The 17,638-nt window shown below is 63.3% G+C and carries 3 protein-coding genes (1 of these 3 cut by a window edge); all 3 read left to right on the top strand.

The window, feature by feature from the left end; all coding sequences use genetic code 11:
- Tightly spaced (each overlapping or abutting the next), the 3 genes in view from AC1RT4_RS22050 to AC1RT4_RS22040 form a layout consistent with a single transcriptional unit that may run on beyond the window.
- Positions 1 to 924 carry the final stretch of a non-ribosomal peptide synthase/polyketide synthase gene (locus tag AC1RT4_RS22050; protein ID WP_493087855.1) on the top strand. Its footprint begins 16,038 nt before the window's first position, so only the last 924 of its 16,962 coding nucleotides appear in the window; its start codon lies beyond the left edge, outside the window; the stop codon is at positions 922 to 924.
- Positions 924 to 14,429, top strand: coding sequence for a non-ribosomal peptide synthase/polyketide synthase (locus AC1RT4_RS22045; protein ID WP_493087853.1), 13,506 nt, complete (start codon positions 924 to 926; stop codon positions 14,427 to 14,429). The genes AC1RT4_RS22050 and AC1RT4_RS22045 overlap by 1 nt, the downstream gene beginning before the upstream one ends.
- Positions 14,426 to 17,638: a non-ribosomal peptide synthetase gene (locus AC1RT4_RS22040; protein ID WP_493087852.1), complete on the top strand. Its 3,213-nt coding sequence runs from the start codon at positions 14,426 to 14,428 to the stop codon at positions 17,636 to 17,638. Before AC1RT4_RS22045 ends, AC1RT4_RS22040 begins: the two co-directional genes overlap by 4 nt.

The following is a 17,638-nucleotide window of genomic DNA, read 5'->3' as shown; positions in this document are numbered from 1 at the left end:
ACCCACTGGACTTGCCGCGACGAAGGCCGCGACAGCGTGCCGATCGGTCAGCCCATCGCGAATCTGAGCACCTACATCCTCGACAACAGCCTGGCGCCGTTGCCGGTGGGTGTGATCGGCGAGCTATACCTGGGCGGCGAAGGCCTGGCCCGTGGTTACCACCGTCGTCCGGCGCTGACCGCCGAGCGCTTTGTCACCAGTCCGTTCGGTGACGGCCAACGCCTGTACCGCACCGGTGACCTGGCGCGCTATCGCGCCGACGGCGTGATCGAGTACGCCGGGCGCATAGACCATCAGGTGAAGATCCGTGGCCTGCGTATCGAACTGGGTGAAATCGAAGCGCGGCTGGCCGAACACGACGACGTGCGCGAAACCGTAGTCATCGCTCAGGACGGTTCGTTGCTGGTGGGCTATGTGGTGCCAAACGACGCCCGTCTGGTGGAGGCCGACGAGGCCAGCCGCAGCGAACTGTTCCAGCGCCTTAAAGAACACCTCGCCCGGAACGTTCCTGACTATATGGTTCCGCTGCACTGGGTACTGCTGGCGAAAATGCCGGTCAGCCCGAACGGCAAACTCGAACGCAAGGCGCTGCCCAAGTTCGATGCCAGCCAGGCGCAGCAGGCCTTTGTCGCGCCGTCCACTGAACTGCAACAACAAGTGGCGGCCATCTGGCAGGACGTGCTGCAACTGGAGCGCATCGGCCTCAACGACAATTTCTTCGAACTGGGCGGCCACTCCTTGCTGGCCGTCACCGTGGTTTCGCGCCTGCAACTGGAACTGGGCCTGAAGCTGACACCGCAATTGATTTTCCAGCACCCCGCGCTTGGCGATTTCGTCAGCCAGCTGGACGCCGCCGATGAGCAAGTCGATATGTTGAAACTGAGCAAGCTGGAATCCCTGCTTGATGAAATGGAGGAGGCTTGATGGATAGGAATGTCGCACTGAAGATTGCCAGGCGGTTCATTTGTCTGCCCCTGGAAAAGCGCACGCTCTATCTTGAAAAGATGCTCCAGGAAGGGGTTTCCCCCGCGAACCTGCCGATCCCGCAGACCCGCGAGGAGTTCACCGCGATCCCGTTGTCGTTCGCTCAGGACCGGCAATGGTTTGTCTGGCAGATGGACCCGCACAGTGCGGCCTACAACATCCCGACCGCACTGCAGTTGCGCGGCACCCTCGACGTGCCGGCGCTGGAGCGTGCGTTCAACGCCGTGATCGCCCGTCACGACAGCCTGCGCACCACCTTCGGTCAGGACGACGAGGGCGCGGTGCAGGTGATTCACGCGCAGCTGCCGCTGACGATTGCGGTGGATACGCTGGATAGCGCGGCGGATCCGGCGCAACGCGAGCAGCAGATTCAGGCTTACATCAACGAACAGTTGCACCTTCCGTTCGATCTGCAGACCGGCCCGCTGATTCGCGCCAGTCTGCTGCATCTGGCGGATGACGAGCATGTGCTGGCTGTCACCGTGCACCACATTGCGGCCGATGGCTGGTCGATGCGGGTCATGGTCGAAGAGCTGGTGCAGTTGTATTCCGGTTATGCACAGGGGCGCGACGTCAGCCTCGCCGAATTGCCGATCCAGTACGCCGACTACGCCATCTGGCAGCGGCACTGGATGGAGGCGGGCGAGCGCGCGCGGCAACTGGCTTACTGGCAGGAACAACTGGGCACCGACCATTCGGTGCTGCAACTGCCGACCGATTTTCCTCGGCCGTCGGTGCAGAGCTTCCGTGGCCAGCGGCTCGACGTGACCCTCGACAATCAATTGGCCGCCGGTCTGAAGACCCTCGCCCAGCGCGAAGGCATGACCGTGTTCATGGTCTTGCTGGCCTCGTTCCAGGCCTTGTTGCACCGTTACAGCGGCCAGAACGAAATCAGCGTCGGCGTACCCAACGCCAACCGCAACCGGGTCGAGACCGAGCGCCTGATCGGCTTCTTCGTCAACACCCAGGTGCTCAAGGCCCGCATTGACCCGCAGGCGAGTTTTCGCAGTCTGCTGCAACAGGTCAAACAATCGGCGATGGGCGCCCAGGCGCATCAGGAGCTGCCGTTCGAACAGTTGGTGGAAGCCCTGCAACCGGAACGCAGCCTGAGCCACAGCCCGCTGTTCCAGGTGATGTTCAACCACCAGAACCTCGCGACCGGCGAGTCCCAACAAGGCGCGCGTCTGCCGGGGCTGCAAATCGATCCGCTGAACATGGCCAGCCAGACCGCCCAGTTCGATCTGAGCCTGGACACCTTCGAGACCCCGCAAGGTCTTGGCGCTCAACTGACTTTCGCCACTGACCTGTTCAGCGTCGCGACCATCGAACGCATGGCCGGGCATTGGCAAAACCTGCTGGCAGCGGTTGTGGCCGACGCGAGTTGCTCGCTGGCCGAACTGGTGTTGCTCGACGGCGCAGAACGCGATGTGATTGTCGAAGGCTGGAACGCCACGACCACGGAATATCCGCTGTCGCGCAGTGTGCATTCGCTGATTGAGGACCAGGTGCGCGCCGCGCCGGACGCTCTGGCGCTGGTGTTTGGTGAACAACGTCTGACTTACGCCCAGCTCAACGCCCGCGCGAATCAACTGGCAGCGGTGCTGATCGAAAACGGTGTCGGCCCGGAAGTGCTGGTGGGCATTTCGGTCGAGCGCTCGCTGGAAATGGTCGTCGGGCTGCTGGCGATTCTCAAGGCCGGCGGTGCGTATCTGCCGCTGGATCCTGAGTACCCGCAGGATCGTCTGGCCTACATGTTCGAGGACAGCGGGATTGCCTTGCTGCTGACCCAAAGTCATCTGCTGGCGCAACTGCCGATCCCGGCCGGGCTGCGCAGTCTGGTGCTGGATCAGGATGGCGATTGGCTGGAAGGCCGCAGCGAGGCCAACCCGGCGCTGAACATCGATCCGGAAAACCTCGCTTACGTGATCTACACCTCGGGGTCGACCGGCAAACCGAAAGGCGCTGGCAACCGTCACTCGGCGCTGGTCAACCGCTTGTGCTGGATGCAGCAGGCCTATCAGCTGACGGCTGAAGACAGCGTGCTGCAAAAGACCCCGTTCAGTTTCGATGTCTCGGTGTGGGAATTCTTCTGGCCGTTGATGACCGGTTCGTCACTGGTGGTGGCGGCTCCTGGGGCGCACCGTGATCCGGCGCAACTGATTCAGGTCATCACCGAGCAGCGCATCACCACGCTGCACTTCGTGCCGTCGATGTTGCAGGCGTTCCTGCAGGATCCGGCGGTGGCCGAGTGCACCAGCCTGACCCGAATTGTGTGCAGCGGTGAAGCGTTGCAGGTCGATGCGCAGCAGCAAGTGTTCGCCAAGTTGCCGAACGCTGGGCTGTTCAACCTCTACGGCCCGACCGAAGCTGCGATCGACGTGACTCACTGGACTTGCCGCGACGAAGGCCGCGACAGCGTGCCGATCGGTCAGCCGATTGCGAATCTGAGCACCTACATCCTCGACAACAGCCTGGCGCCGTTGCCGGTCGGTGTGATCGGCGAACTATACCTGGGCGGCGAAGGCCTGGCGCGTGGTTACCACCGTCGTCCGGCGCTGACCGCCGAGCGCTTTGTCACCAGCCCGTTCGGTGACGGCCAACGCCTGTACCGCACCGGTGACCTGGCGCGCTATCGCGCCGACGGCGTGATCGAGTACGCCGGGCGCATGGACCATCAGGTGAAAATCCGTGGCCTGCGCATCGAACTGGGTGAAATCGAAGCGCGTCTGGCTGAGCACGATGACGTGCGCGAAACCGTGGTCATCGCTCAGGACGGCTCGCTGCTGGTGGCGTACGTGGTGCCCGACGACGAAGCCCTGTTGAGTGCCGATGACGCCACGCGCAGCGCGAAAAACCTCGAGCTCAAGGCGCATCTGGGGCAGAGCCTGCCGGAGTTCATGGTGCCGCAACACTGGGTCTGGCTGGAAAAAATGCCGGTCAGCCCCAACGGCAAACTCGAACGCAAGGCGTTGCCGAAGTTTGATGCCAGCACCCTGCAAAACACCTTTGTGGCGCCGCAGACCGAACTGCAAAAACACGTCGCGACGATCTGGCAGGACGTGCTCAAGCTCGAGCGCGTCGGCCTGACCGACAACTTCTTCGAGCTGGGCGGGCATTCGCTGCTGGTGACCCAGGTGGTCTCGCGCATCCGCCGCACGCTGGATATTCAGGTGCCGCTGCGCACGCTGTTCGAACACAGCAGCCTGGAAGCGTTTGTCCGCGTCCTCGATGCCGATCAGCAGACCACGCAAACCCCGATTCCACAGGTCGGCCGCGAGCAGCCGCTGGCGCTGTCCTACGCCCAGGAACGTCAGTGGTTCCTGTGGCAGATGGACCCGCAAAGCGCCGCCTACAACATTCCCACCGCGCTGCGCCTGCGCGGTGAACTCGATCGTGCGGCTCTGGAGCAAAGCTTCCAGGCGCTGATCCAGCGCCACGAAAGCCTGCGCACGGCGTTTGTCGATACCGACGGGCGCGTCCAGCAAGTAATCCGGCCAAGCGGGCGGGTGGCGTTGCACGAGCAGACGCTGGCCAACGCCACGGATGAGCAGATCAAAACCTTCGTCGAACAACAGACCCAGCAGGCGTTCGACCTGTTGGCGGGCGAGTTGCTGCGGGTGGCCTTGCTGCGCATCAGCGACACCGACCATGTGTTGGTCCTGACCCTGCACCACATCGTCTCCGATGGCTGGTCGATGCAGGTGATGATCGAAGACCTGATCGCCTGTTATGCCGCGTTCAGCCAGGGCCGCACGGCCGAGTTGCCGGCGCTGGCGGTGCAGTACGCCGATTACGCGGTGTGGCAGCGCGAGTGGATGGACAACGGCGAGCGCGAGCGTCAGCTGACGTACTGGAAAACTCAACTGGGCAGCGAACAACCGCTGCTGGAAATGCCGGCCGACCACCCGCGTCCCGCCGTGCAGAGCTTCCGCGGTGCGCGCCTGAACGTGACCATCGAACCGGCGCTGGGTGACGCACTCAAGGCGCTGGCCCGGCGTGAAGGCGTGACCGTGTTCATGTTGCTGCTGGCCTCGTTCCAGACTCTGTTGCACCGCTACAGCGGTCAGTCGGACATCCGTGTCGGGGTGCCGATTGCCAACCGCAATCGTCTGGAAATCGAGCGGCTGATCGGCTTCTTCGTCAACACCCAGGTGCTGCGGGCCGAGTTCGATCCGGCGCTGGATTTCGCCCGGTTGTTGCAGCAGGTCAAGCACACCGCGATTGCCGCGCAAATGCATCAGGATCTGCCGTTCGAGCAACTGGTCGATACCTTGCAGCCTGAACGCAATCTGAGCCACAGCCCGTTGTTCCAGGCGATGTTTAACCACCGCACCGAAGCCGAGTCCGATCTCGTCGCGCAATTGCCGGGGCTGAACCTGCAAAGCCTGAGCTGGGAACACCGGACCGCGCAGTTCGATCTGGCGCTGGACACCGGCGACAGCCCGGAAGGCCTGGACGCGTCCTTTACTTATGCCACCGATCTGTTCGAAGCGAGCAGCATCCAGCGCCTCGCCGGGCATTGGCTGAACCTGCTCAAAGCCGTCGTGGCTGACGCGGCGCGTCCGCTGGCCGAACTGGTGCTGCTCGACGGCGCAGAACGCGAGCTGATTGTCGAAGGCTGGAACGCCACCGTCACTGAATATCCGCTGTCGCGCAGTGTGCATTCGCTGATCGAAGACCAGGTACGCGCCACCCCGGACGCCTTGGCGCTGGTGTTTGGTGAACAACGTCTGACCTACGCCCAACTCAACGCCCGCGCCAACCAGTTGGCTGCGGTGTTGATCCAACACGGTGTCGGCCCGGAAGTGCTTGTCGGGATTTCGGTCGAGCGCTCGCTGGAAATGGTCGTCGGGCTGCTGGCGATTCTCAAGGCCGGCGGTGCGTATCTGCCGCTGGATCCTGAGTATCCGCAGGATCGTCTGGCCTACATGTTCGAGGACAGCGGCATTGCCTTGCTGCTGACCCAAAGTCATCTGCTGGCGCAACTGCCGGTTCCGGCCGGGATGCGCAGTCTGGTGCTGGATCAGGATGGTGACTGGCTCGACGGTCGCAGCGAGGCCAACCCGGCGCTGAACATCGATCCGGAAAACCTCGCTTACGTGATCTACACCTCGGGGTCGACCGGCAAACCGAAAGGCGCTGGCAACCGTCACTCGGCGCTGGTCAACCGCTTGTGCTGGATGCAGCAGGCCTATCAGCTGACCGCTGACGACAGCGTGCTGCAAAAGACCCCGTTCAGTTTCGACGTGTCGGTGTGGGAATTCTTCTGGCCGTTGATGACCGGTTCGTCACTGGTGGTCGCGGCTCCGGGCGCGCACCGTGATCCGGCGCAACTGATTCAGGTGATCACCGAGCAACGCATCACCACGCTGCACTTCGTGCCGTCGATGTTGCAGGCGTTCCTGCAGGATCCGGCGGTAGCCGAATGCACCAGCCTGACGCGGATCGTTTGCAGCGGTGAAGCGTTGCAGGTCGATGCGCAGCAGCAGGTGTTCGCTAAACTGCCGAACGCCGGGTTGTTCAACTTGTATGGCCCGACCGAAGCGGCCATCGACGTCACCCACTGGACTTGCCGCGACGAAGGCCGCGACAGCGTGCCGATCGGTCAGCCCATCGCGAATCTGAGCACCTACATCCTCGACAACAGCCTGGCGCCGTTGCCGGTGGGTGTGATCGGCGAGCTATACCTGGGCGGCGAAGGCCTGGCCCGTGGTTACCACCGTCGTCCGGCGCTGACCGCCGAGCGCTTTGTCACCAGTCCGTTCGGTGACGGCCAACGCCTGTACCGCACCGGTGACCTGGCGCGCTATCGCGCCGACGGCGTGATCGAGTACGCCGGGCGCATAGACCATCAGGTGAAGATCCGTGGCCTGCGTATCGAACTGGGTGAAATCGAAGCGCGGCTGGCCGAACACGACGACGTGCGCGAAACCGTAGTCATCGCTCAGGACGGCTCGTTGCTGGTCGGCTATGTGGTGCCGAACGATGAATCCCTGCTTGAGGCGGACGAAGATCGTCGCCAGGCCTTCCAGCGCCGTCTCAAGGAACACCTGAGCCAGAACCTGCCGGAATACATGATCCCGCAACACTGGCTGTTGCTGGCAAAGATGCCGGTCAGCCCCAACGGCAAACTCGAACGCAAAGCCCTGCCGAAAGCCGATCTGAGCGTCAGCCAGAAAACCTACAGCGCGCCGACCAGTGAGATCGAACAAGCGCTGGTGGCGATCTGGCAGAACGTGCTGGGCCTGGAGCAGGTGGGCATTCACGACAACTTCTTCGAGCTGGGCGGGGACTCGATCATCTCGATTCAGGTGGTCAGCCGCGCCCGGCAAGCCGGAATTCATTTCAGTCCCAAGGATCTGTTCCTGCACCAGAACGTGCAGAGTCTGGCGGCCGTGGCCAAGGTTGGTGTGGCCGGTCCGAGCATTGATCAGGGCCCGGTGACGGGCGATAGTCCGTTGCTGCCGTTCCAGCAATTGTTTTTCGACAGCGCCATGGCCGAGCCGCATCACTGGAACCAGTCGGTGTTGCTCAAGCCGCGCGAAACGCTGGATGCCGCCCACGTCGAACAAGCGTTGCAGGCGCTGCTGGTGCAGCACGATGCCTTGCGACTGGCGTTCAGCCAGCGTGACGGTCAGTGGTCTGCAACTCACCGTGCTCCGGGCACCGAACCGCTGCTCTGGCAACACGCGGTGGCGGATGATGCCGCGCTGGAACAACTGGGCGAACAGGCGCAGCGCAGCCTCGACCTGGAATACGGCCCATTGCTGCGGGCAGTGTTGGCGACCCTGGCCGACGGCAGCCAGCGCTTGCTGCTGGTGATCCATCACCTGGCGGTCGACGGGGTGTCGTGGCGGATTCTGCTGGAAGACCTGCAACAGGCGTATCAGCAGTTTCAGGCCGGTCAGGCTCTCAAACTGCCGGCCAAGACCAGTGCTGCGAAAACCTGGGCGCAACGTCTGCAAACCTACGCCGCCAGCCCGGCACTGCAAACGGAGCTGGGTTTCTGGCAGGCGCAGCTGCAAGGCGCGAAGGTTGAGCTGCCACTGGATCACGCGGATGGCGTGCTGCAAAACCGCTACGCCGCGAGCGTCGAAACCCGTCTCGACAAGGAGCAGACCCGCCAACTGCTGCAACAGGCACCGGCGGCGTATCGCACCCAGGTCAACGACCTGTTGCTGACCGCGCTGGCGCGGGTCATTTCCCGCTGGACCGCCAGCGAATCAACCCTGATTCAGCTCGAAGGCCATGGCCGTGAAGACCTGTTCGATGAACTGGATCTGAGTCGCACCGTGGGCTGGTTCACCAGCCTGTTCCCGGTCCGGTTGACCCCGACTGGTGATCTCGCCGGTTCGATCAAGGCAATCAAGGAGCAACTGCGCGCGATTCCGGCCAAAGGCATCGGTTTCGGTGCCCTGCGTTATCTGGGCGACGACGCGGCGCGTCAGACCCTGCAAGCGCTGCCGATGCCGCGTATCACCTTCAACTACCTGGGTCAGTTCGATGCCGGTTTCGCTGACGATGGCGGCGCGCTGTTCAGCCCGGCCAACGAACCGGCCGGCGCCGAACAGAGCCCGTTGGCGGCGCTGGGTAACTGGCTGACGCTCAACGGTCAGGTGTATGGCGGCGAGTTGAGTGTCGGCTGGACGTTCAGTTCGCAGATGTTCGACACCGCGACCATTCAGGCGCTGGCCGATGCCTACGCGCTGGAATTGAAGGCATTGCTGGAGCATTGCTGCCAGACCGACAGCCACGGCGTAACGCCGTCGGACTTCCCGCTGGCGCACCTGACTCAGGTGCAGCTCGATTCGCTGGCACTGCCACCGCAACAGATCGAAGACATCTATCCACTGTCGCCGATGCAGCAGGGCATGTTGTTCCACACCCTGTACGAACAACAGGCCGGCGATTACATCAATCAGATGTGCGTCGACGTTCAAGGCCTGGACATCGAGCGCTTCCGTGCGGCGTGGCAAGACGCGCTGGATGCCCACGATGTGCTGCGCAGCAGTTTTGTCTGGGACGGTGAGTTCCAGCGTCCGGTGCAAGTCATCCACAAGCACCTGACCGTGCCGTTCAGCGTGCTCGACTGGCGTGACCACGCGGACCTGCCGCAAGCCATCGCCGCCCTGGCGCTGGCCGAACAGCAGCAAGGCTTCGAACTGGGCGCCGCGCCGTTGTTGCGTCTGGTAGTGGTGCGTACCGCTGCCGATGCCTGCCGCCTGATCTACACCAGCCACCACATCCTGATGGATGGCTGGAGCAATTCGCAGTTGCTCGGCGAAGTGCTGCAGCGCTACAGCGGTCAGCCACCGGCTGGCGGTGCGGGTCGTTATCGCGATTACATTCAGTGGCTGGCCCGGCAGGACGCGCACGTCAGCGAAGCGTTCTGGAACGCGCAACTGGCCGACCTGCAAGAGCCGACCCGACTGGCGCGCGCGTTTGCCGCAGTGCAACCGGTCAAGGGCCATGGCGAGCGTTTCCATGTGCTGGACGAGGTGCGCACCCGCCAGCTCAACGAGTTTGCCCGTGGCCACAAAGTCACCCTCAACACGCTGGTGCAAAGTGCCTGGCTGCTGCTGTTGCAACGCTTTACCGGGCTCGACACCGTCAGCTTCGGTGCGACCGTGTCCGGGCGTCCGGCGCAACTGGCCGGCGTCGAGCAGCAGATCGGCCTGTTCATCAACACCTTGCCGGTGATCGCCAGTCCGCGTGCCGAACAAACGTTGAGTGCCTGGTTGCAACAGGTGCAGGCGCAGAATCTGGCACTGCGCGAGCAGGAACACACGCCGTTGTTCGAGATTCAGCGCTGGGCCGGGCAGGGCGGTGAAGCGCTGTTCGACAACATCCTGGTGTTCGAAAACTACCCGGTGTCCGAGGCGCTGCAACAAGGTGCGCCACAGGATCTGCGCTTTGGCGAAGTGGCCAATCACGAACAGACCAACTACCCGCTGACCCTCGCGGTCAGCCTGGACGCACAACTGTCGCTGCACCTGAGTTTTGACCGTGAGCAGTTCGACGGGCGTTCGGTCGAACAACTGGCGAACCAGCTCGATCACCTGTTGCAGCAGATGGTGCAGGCACCGGCGTCGACCTGTCTCGGCGAACTGGCACTGGCGGTCGGGCCGATGCTCACTGCCATCGACGCACCGGCCAGCGAGCATTGCGTGCATCAGTGGTTTGAACAGCAAGTGGCACAAACCCCAAGCGCCGTTGCCCTGATGTTCGAAGACCGGCAACTGACTTACGCCGAGCTCAATGCGGCCGCCAACCGCGTGGCCCACGGTTTGTTGCAACACAACGTCGGCAGCGATGTGCTGGTGGGGATTGCGGTTGATCGTTCGATGGACATGATCATCAGCCTGCTGGCCGTGCTCAAGGCGGGCGGCGCCTACGTGCCGCTGGACCCCGGCTATCCGGCCGACCGGCTGCTGGCGATGATCGAAGACAGCGGCCTGCGCCTGATGCTCAGCCAGCAACACCTGCTGGAGCGGCTGCCCGCGGTGGCCGGTGTGCGCACGCTGACCGTGGACGGCGATGCATGGCCGTCGCTCGACAGCAATCCGGCACCCGTCGTGCACGGACAGAGCCTGGCTTACGTGATGTTCACGTCCGGCTCGACCGGGCGCCCGAAAGGCGTGGGCATCAGCCACCAGACGCTGGCGCGGCACACCCGTGTGTCCGAAGCCTACAAAGGCCTGTCGGCCCGTGATCGGGTGCTGCAATTTGCCACGTTCAACTTCGACAGTTTTGTCGAGCAGGTCTACCCGGCGCTGATCTGTGGCGCGGCGGTGGTGCTGCGCGGCAACGAAGTGTGGGACAGCGAAACCCTGTATCAGGAAATTCTTGCCTGGGACATCAGCATCGCCGACCTGACAACGGCGTACTGGAACGTGGTGGTGCAGGACTTCGCCGATCATGGCCCGCGCGATTACGGTCGTCTGCGTCAGATGGTGGTGGGCGGAGAGGCCATGCCGCCGCAAGGCATCGCGGCGTATCGGCGTGCAGGGCTTGAGCAGGTGCAACTGATCAACGCCTATGGCCCGACTGAAGCGACAGTCACCAGCACCGTGCTCGACTGCGTTGACTACGTGCAGGGCGGCCAGCCGTTGCCGGCAGCGTTGCCGATCGGTCATGGTCTGGCAGGGCGTACGATCCATATCCTCGACAGCGCCGGGCAGCCGGTGCCGCAAGGTGTGGTGGGCGAATTGCTGGTCGGTGGCGAACTGTTGGCGCGGGGCTACTTCCAGCGTCCTGACCTGACGGCTGATCGCTTCATTCCTGATCCGTTCAGCACGGTTGGCGGGCGGCTGTATCGCACCGGCGATCTGGCGCGGGTCAACGCTGACGGTTTGATCGAATACGTCGGGCGTCTCGATCATCAGGTCAAGGTGCGCGGTTTCCGCATCGAACTGGGCGAGATCGAGACTTGCCTGTTGCGTCAGGACGGTGTGCGTCAGGCATTGGTGCTGGCGCAGCCGGGGGCGGGTGGTCAGCAACTGCTGGCTTACGTCGTGCCACACGACGAATCACTGGCCAGCAACGCTGATGCAGCGTTGCTTCAAACACTGCGCGACGGGCTGAAAGACAGCCTGCCGGACTACATGCAGCCAAGCCATGTCCTGCTGCTGACGCAATTGCCGATCGGGCCGAGCGGCAAGGTTGATCGCAAGGCCTTGCCACTGCCGGACAGTCAGGTGTCGAGCGAAGATTTCGTCGCGCCACAGGGCCAGCTGGAGCAACAGATCGCCCAGGTCTGGCAGGACGTGCTGGAGCGTGAGCAGATCGGGCGCAACGCGCACTTCTTCGAGGCCGGCGGTCATTCGTTGCTGGCGACCCAGGCCGTCTCGCGCTTGCGCAAGGTCACCGGTCTGACGCTGAGCCTGCGCGATCTGTTCGGTGCGCCGGTGCTCAAGGATCTGGCGGCGGTCATGCAGGCCAATGTCGGAGCGGAGCTGGCGGCGTTCGATTCCCGTCAGGTCGAGCTCAAGGCCCATGGTGCCAAGAGCAGCGCGCCGTTGTCGCTGGTGCAGCGCCGCTTGTGGATTGCCGAGCAGCTCTCCGGCGGCACGTCCGCCTATGGCATGCCGATGGCGTTGCGTCTGCGCGGTGACTTGTCGGTGGCGCGACTGCTGGCGAGTTTCGCCGAAGTGGTGCGTCGGCATGAGGTGCTGCGTACCGCTTATGTGCAGGACGATGAGGGCGATCCGATTGCCGTGATCGTCGATGAGGTCGAGCTGGATTTCCCGCTGATCGATCTGTCCGGCCTGTCGCGCAGCGATCAGGAAGAGCAGGTGGCGCAAGCCGTCCTCGACAACGCCAACACGCCGATCGACATGGAGCAGGCGCCTCTGTTGCGCGGACGCATCCTGCACTTGAGCCCGAGCGAACATGTGTTGCTGTATTCGATGCACCACATCATTTCCGACGGTTGGTCGATGGGCGTGCTGATCAACGAACTGGTGGAAATCTACGACCGCGCCAGTGCCGGCCAGCCGCATGCCTTGCCGGCCCTGGCCGTGCAGTATTCGGACTTTGCCCTGTGGCAACAGGCGCTGGAGCGACAAGGTGTGCTCGGACAACAGGCGACGTTCTGGAAAGAACAACTGGCGGGCTACAACGGCCAGCTCAGCCTGCCGCTGGACAACCCGCGCGGTGCGACGCCGTCCTACGCCGGCGACGCGGTGCAGTTTGCTCTCGGCGCTCAACTGAGTCGTGACGTCCGGGCGCTGGCCTCACGGGCTGGTGTCACGCTGTACAGCACGTTGCTGGCGTCGTTCCAGATATTGCTGCACCGCGTCAGCGAAGGCGCCGATGTGTTGGTCGGTGCCGACGTGGCCGGGCGTGAGCGTGCGGAGCTGGAGCGCTTGATCGGCTTCTTCGTCAACGTGCTGCCGCTGCGTTCGCGGTTTGCGAGTGAGGCCTCGTTCAGCAGCTTCCTGACGCAGACCCAGGACACGCTGTTGCAAGCGCTGGAGCACCAGGACCTGCCGTTCGACATGATCGTCGATGCGTCAGGCGTGCCGCGTCACAAGGGCATGAACCCGCTGGTGCAGGTGCTGTTCGTGATGAACAACCTGCCGGGCCGCACCCAGGCCATGGGCGGTTTGAACGTCGAAGCGCTACCGTCGCTGGAGACCCATTCTAAATTCGACATGGCATTGTTCGTTGACGAAGAAGAAGGGCAATTGCTGGGTAATTGGCAATTCGCCACAAGCTTGTTCGGACATGAGCGCATTCAGTACCTGGTCAAGGCCTGGATAGCCCTGTTGGAACAGATCGTCGCTGATCAGGACATTCAATTGGGAGCTATCAGCATGCCAGTCGACAATTTAGCAGCGGCCACCCGGCCGTCTGCCCCCGGACCCAAGGCCGACAAACTGGGCAAATTCCTCAAGCGCGGCGCCGCCCCGGTGGCCAAGGCACGCCCGGCGCCGGTGCGTGAATCGTTGATGGCAGCGCCACAACCGTTCCCGCTGCTGGTGCAACCGAACGAGCCGCAACTGGACCTGATCGAGTGGATCAAGAACAACCGGCCGCTGATCGAGGCGAAGCTGGCCACCCACGCCGGCATCCTGTTCCGCGGTTTCGAGCTCGACGGCATTCAGGGCTTTGAGGCCTTCGCCGAAGCGATCCAGCCCGGTCTGTACGGCCAGTACGGCGACCTGCCGAAGAAAGAGGGCGGCAAGAACACCTACCGCTCCACGCCGTACCCGGAACGCAAGATGATTCTGTTCCACAACGAGAGCTCCCATCAGGACCGCTGGCCGCGCAAGCAGATGTTCTATTGCGAAGTGGCGGCACCGGTTGGCGGCGCGACGCCGGTGGTGGATTGCCGCTTGATGTACGAAAAACTGCCGGCGGACCTGCGCGACAAGTTCGAGGAAAAAGGCCTGCTGTATGTGCGCACCTTCACCGACAAACTGGACGTGTCGTGGCAGCACTTCTTCAAGACCGAAGACCGTGCCGAAGTCGAGGCCCGTTGCCGGGCCGGCGGTATCGAATGGCGCTGGCTGGACAACGACGAACTGCAAACCCGAACCCCGGGCCCGGCGATCATTCGCCACCCGGTGACCGGTGCGAAATCGTTCTTCAACCAGGTGCAACTGCACCACATCTACTGGCTGGAGCCGGATGTGCGTGAAGACCTGCTGTCGATGTTCGGTCTGGAGCGCATGCCGCGCCACGTTTACTACGGGGACGGCACGCCGATCGAGGACGAGGTGATGCAGCGCATCGGTGAGCTCTACGAAGCATGCGCCGTGCGGTTCGACTGGCAGAAAGGCGACGCCATTCTGCTCGACAACATGCTGGTGGCGCATGCCCGCGATCCGTTCGAAGGCCCGCGCAAGATTGTCGTGGCCATGGGTGACATGTTCGACCACAGCGACTTGCAAGGCGCCCGTGGCGAGCCGGTCCGCGCAACCGAAGGAACAGAGGCATGAACGAGGTGGTGATGGAACAACAGGACGTGGGGCAGGCGTTGACCCCCGAGCAGCAGATGCTCTGCGATCAACTGCCGGGCGCTGCATGCTGGGCCGACGCCGCACGTTTCTTGCGTATCGATATTGCCGGCGAGCTCGACGTGGCGCGCCTGCAAGCGGCCTTCGACCAGGTGCTGGCACAGCAACCGATGCTGTTGGCCCGGTTGGCCAAGGCTCCGGGTTTTCACGGTCTGCGCCAGTTCGGCGCCGCCGCCGGGCGCTTCCCGCTGACCGTGCAAAACGCTGCGGCCAGCGAAGCCGACATTCAGGCGCAATTGACCGAATGGGCGCAGCGCGCCTTTGTGCCCGGCGAATCGGCCGGTGCGCAAGCGGTGTTGTATGCGTTGCCGGAACAGCGTTGGGCGCTGGTGCTGGGCGCGGCCCGTCACAGTCTGGATGACAATGCGCTGACGCTGGTCTATCAGCAGTTGCTGCGCGCGTATGAACAGCGTGAATGGCCTGAAGACGAAGAGTCGGGTGAGTTCGGTCAGTACCTGGAATGGCGCAGCGAAGTGATCCTCGACGAGGATGCCGCGACCGCCCGGGCGTATTGGCAGGCACAGCTCAATGGCGTTGATGCGACCCTGTCGACGCCTTGGCTGGCGGCGCGCGAATCCACGGTGTCGGGCGCTGATTCGGCGAGCCTCAACAAGCCACTCGACGCTTCATTGGTCGCGGGGCTTGAGCATCTGGCGCAGACCGTTGCACAACCGGTGACGGTGCTGATGCAAAGCACCTGGTGGCTGTTGCTGGCGCGCTTGAGCGGTCGCGACGAAGTGCTGATGGGATGGCGCCACGATGGTCGCGAAGACTATGAGTATTTCTCTGGCGCGATCGGCGTGTTCGAGAAAACACTGCCGCTGAATCTGCCCGTGGAGGCTGATCAGTCATTCGCACAATGGCTGCCGACAGTGGCTGCGCGTCTGGAAGAGCATCGGCTCTGGCAGGAATACTGGGCCCCTGAGCTGCAACCGGCGGCTGCACGCCCGGCCTATGGTTTTGCGTTGCACCGTCAGGCGCAGCCGGTGGCGATCGGCGCGACCCGTTACACAGCGCAGGCGGTGGAGACCGGGCGCGGTGGCGTGTTCGAGTTGCTGCTGCAAGTGCAATTGAATGCCGAGAACGTGGCCAGCGCGGTTGCGCTTGAATATGCCGCCCAGCGCTACAGCGCGGCGTCCATGCAAGCACTGCTGGATCAATACATCACGCTGTTGGGGCAGCTCGTGGCCGACGCAAACGTGCCGTTGAGAGCGATCAGCCTGCTGAGCGAGGCCGAGCGTCAGCGCTTGCTGTCGATCAATCCGTCAGCGCGTGCGTGGGCTGAAACACCTTTGCTGCCGCAGCGTATTGCCGAATGGGCACGGTCCACGCCAGAAGCGCCGGCACTGACCGATGAGGCCGGCCGCCTGAATTACGCGCAGTTGCAGACGCAGATCGAGCGGCTGGCGGCGGGCTTGCACGCCGAGGGTGTGGGCCGTGATTCGGTCGTCGCGCTGGCCTTGCCGCGTTCGGCGGCGCTGGTGGTGGCGATGCTCGCGATCTGGCGAGTGGGCGCAGCGTATCTGCCGCTGGATCGCCAATGGCCGCTGGCACGCCAGCAACTGATGCTCGAACACGCGCGTGCCGGTCTGTTGTTGACCGATGCCACGCAGATCGCTGCATGGCACGACAGCGCGCTGCCGGTGCGTTCAATCGATCAATTGCTGGCAGCAGAAGCTGTGTCAGCTCCGGCCCATGAAACTCAGGGCAGCGATCTCGCCTATGTGCTGTTCACTTCAGGTTCTACCGGCACGCCGAAAGGCGTGTCGATCGAGCACCGCCATTTGTTCAACTACACCGCGAGTGTCAGTTCGGCACTGGGGCTGGACAGTCACCGGCACTTCGGTCTGACCTCCACGGTGGCGGCGGATCTGGGCAACACCACGTTGTTCGGCGCGCTGTTCAACGGGGCGGCGCTGCATGTGGCCACCGATGAACAGATGCAGGACGCGCAGGCCTTCGCCGGCTATGTGCAAGCGCATGCCATCGATTGTCTGAAAATCGTGCCGTCGCATCTGGCCGCGCTGCTCGACAGCGACACCCCGCGTTTGCCACGAACGCTGGTGCTCGGCGGGGAGGCGATTGCCGCACCGCTGATCCAGCGAATCGCGCAGGTGCGCAGCGATTGCCAGGTGTTCAACCACTACGGCCCGACCGAAACCACGGTCGGCGTGATGGTGCACAAGGTTGCGCCGGGGCAGGGCGCCGGTCTGCTGAGCCAGGTGCTCGACAACAATCAGGTGTACGTGCTCGACGCGCAGCAGCAATTGGCGCCGGTCGGTGTCGTTGGCGAACTGTATGTCGGTGGTGCGCAGCTGTTTCGCGGCTACGTCAATGTCGAAGCCGAGGCGGGGTTGTTGATCGACAACCCGTTCATCAGCGGCGAACGCCTGTATCGCACCGGCGATCTTGCGCGCTACTCGCCTGAAGGCGCGATTGTCCTGCACGGGCGGCGCGATCATCAGATCAAGGTGCGCGGCTTCCGTATCGAGTTGACGGAAGTCGAGGCGCAATTGCTGCGTCAGCCATCCGTGCAGGAAGCGGTGGTGATTGCCGGGGACAGTCCTGATCAAGGCTTGCAGGCGTTTGTCGTGGCCCGTGAATCGCTGGCGGCGGACAGTCTGCGCGAGCAACTGGCGCAGCAACTGCCGGCGGTGATGGTGCCGCAGCAGATTCGCTTTATCGAACGCCTGCCACGGTTGGCCAATGGCAAGATCGACCGCAAGGCCCTGCAGCAATTGGCCGATCATGGCGTCGACGACGATTACGTCGCGCCACGTGACGCCCTCGAAACGTTGCTGGCCGGACGCATGGCGCAGTTGCTCGGGCAGGATCGCCTGAGCATCGAACGCGACTTTTTCGCCGCCGGTGGTCATTCGTTGCTGGTGATCAAACTGGTCGCGGGTATTCGCAAGCTGTTGCAGTGCGAAATCCACCCGGGTGTGGTCTTCGACCATCCGACCGTGGCCGGTCTTGCGCAAGCGTTGCGTGGTCAGGAAGCGAGTCCCGGGCAACTGGACAAACTGGCTCAGGCGCGGGTGCGTCTTGAATCGATGAGTCCCGAGGAAAAAGCCCTGCTGACCGAAAAGGCCCGCCAGCTGCAAGCCGCCAAGGTGGCCCAGGACGTTTAA

This window comes from Pseudomonas sp. GW821-FHT11D10, assembly GCF_058808435.1.
The sequence above is the reverse complement of the archived record's forward strand: the minus strand, read 5'-3'. Positions and strand labels throughout refer to the sequence as shown.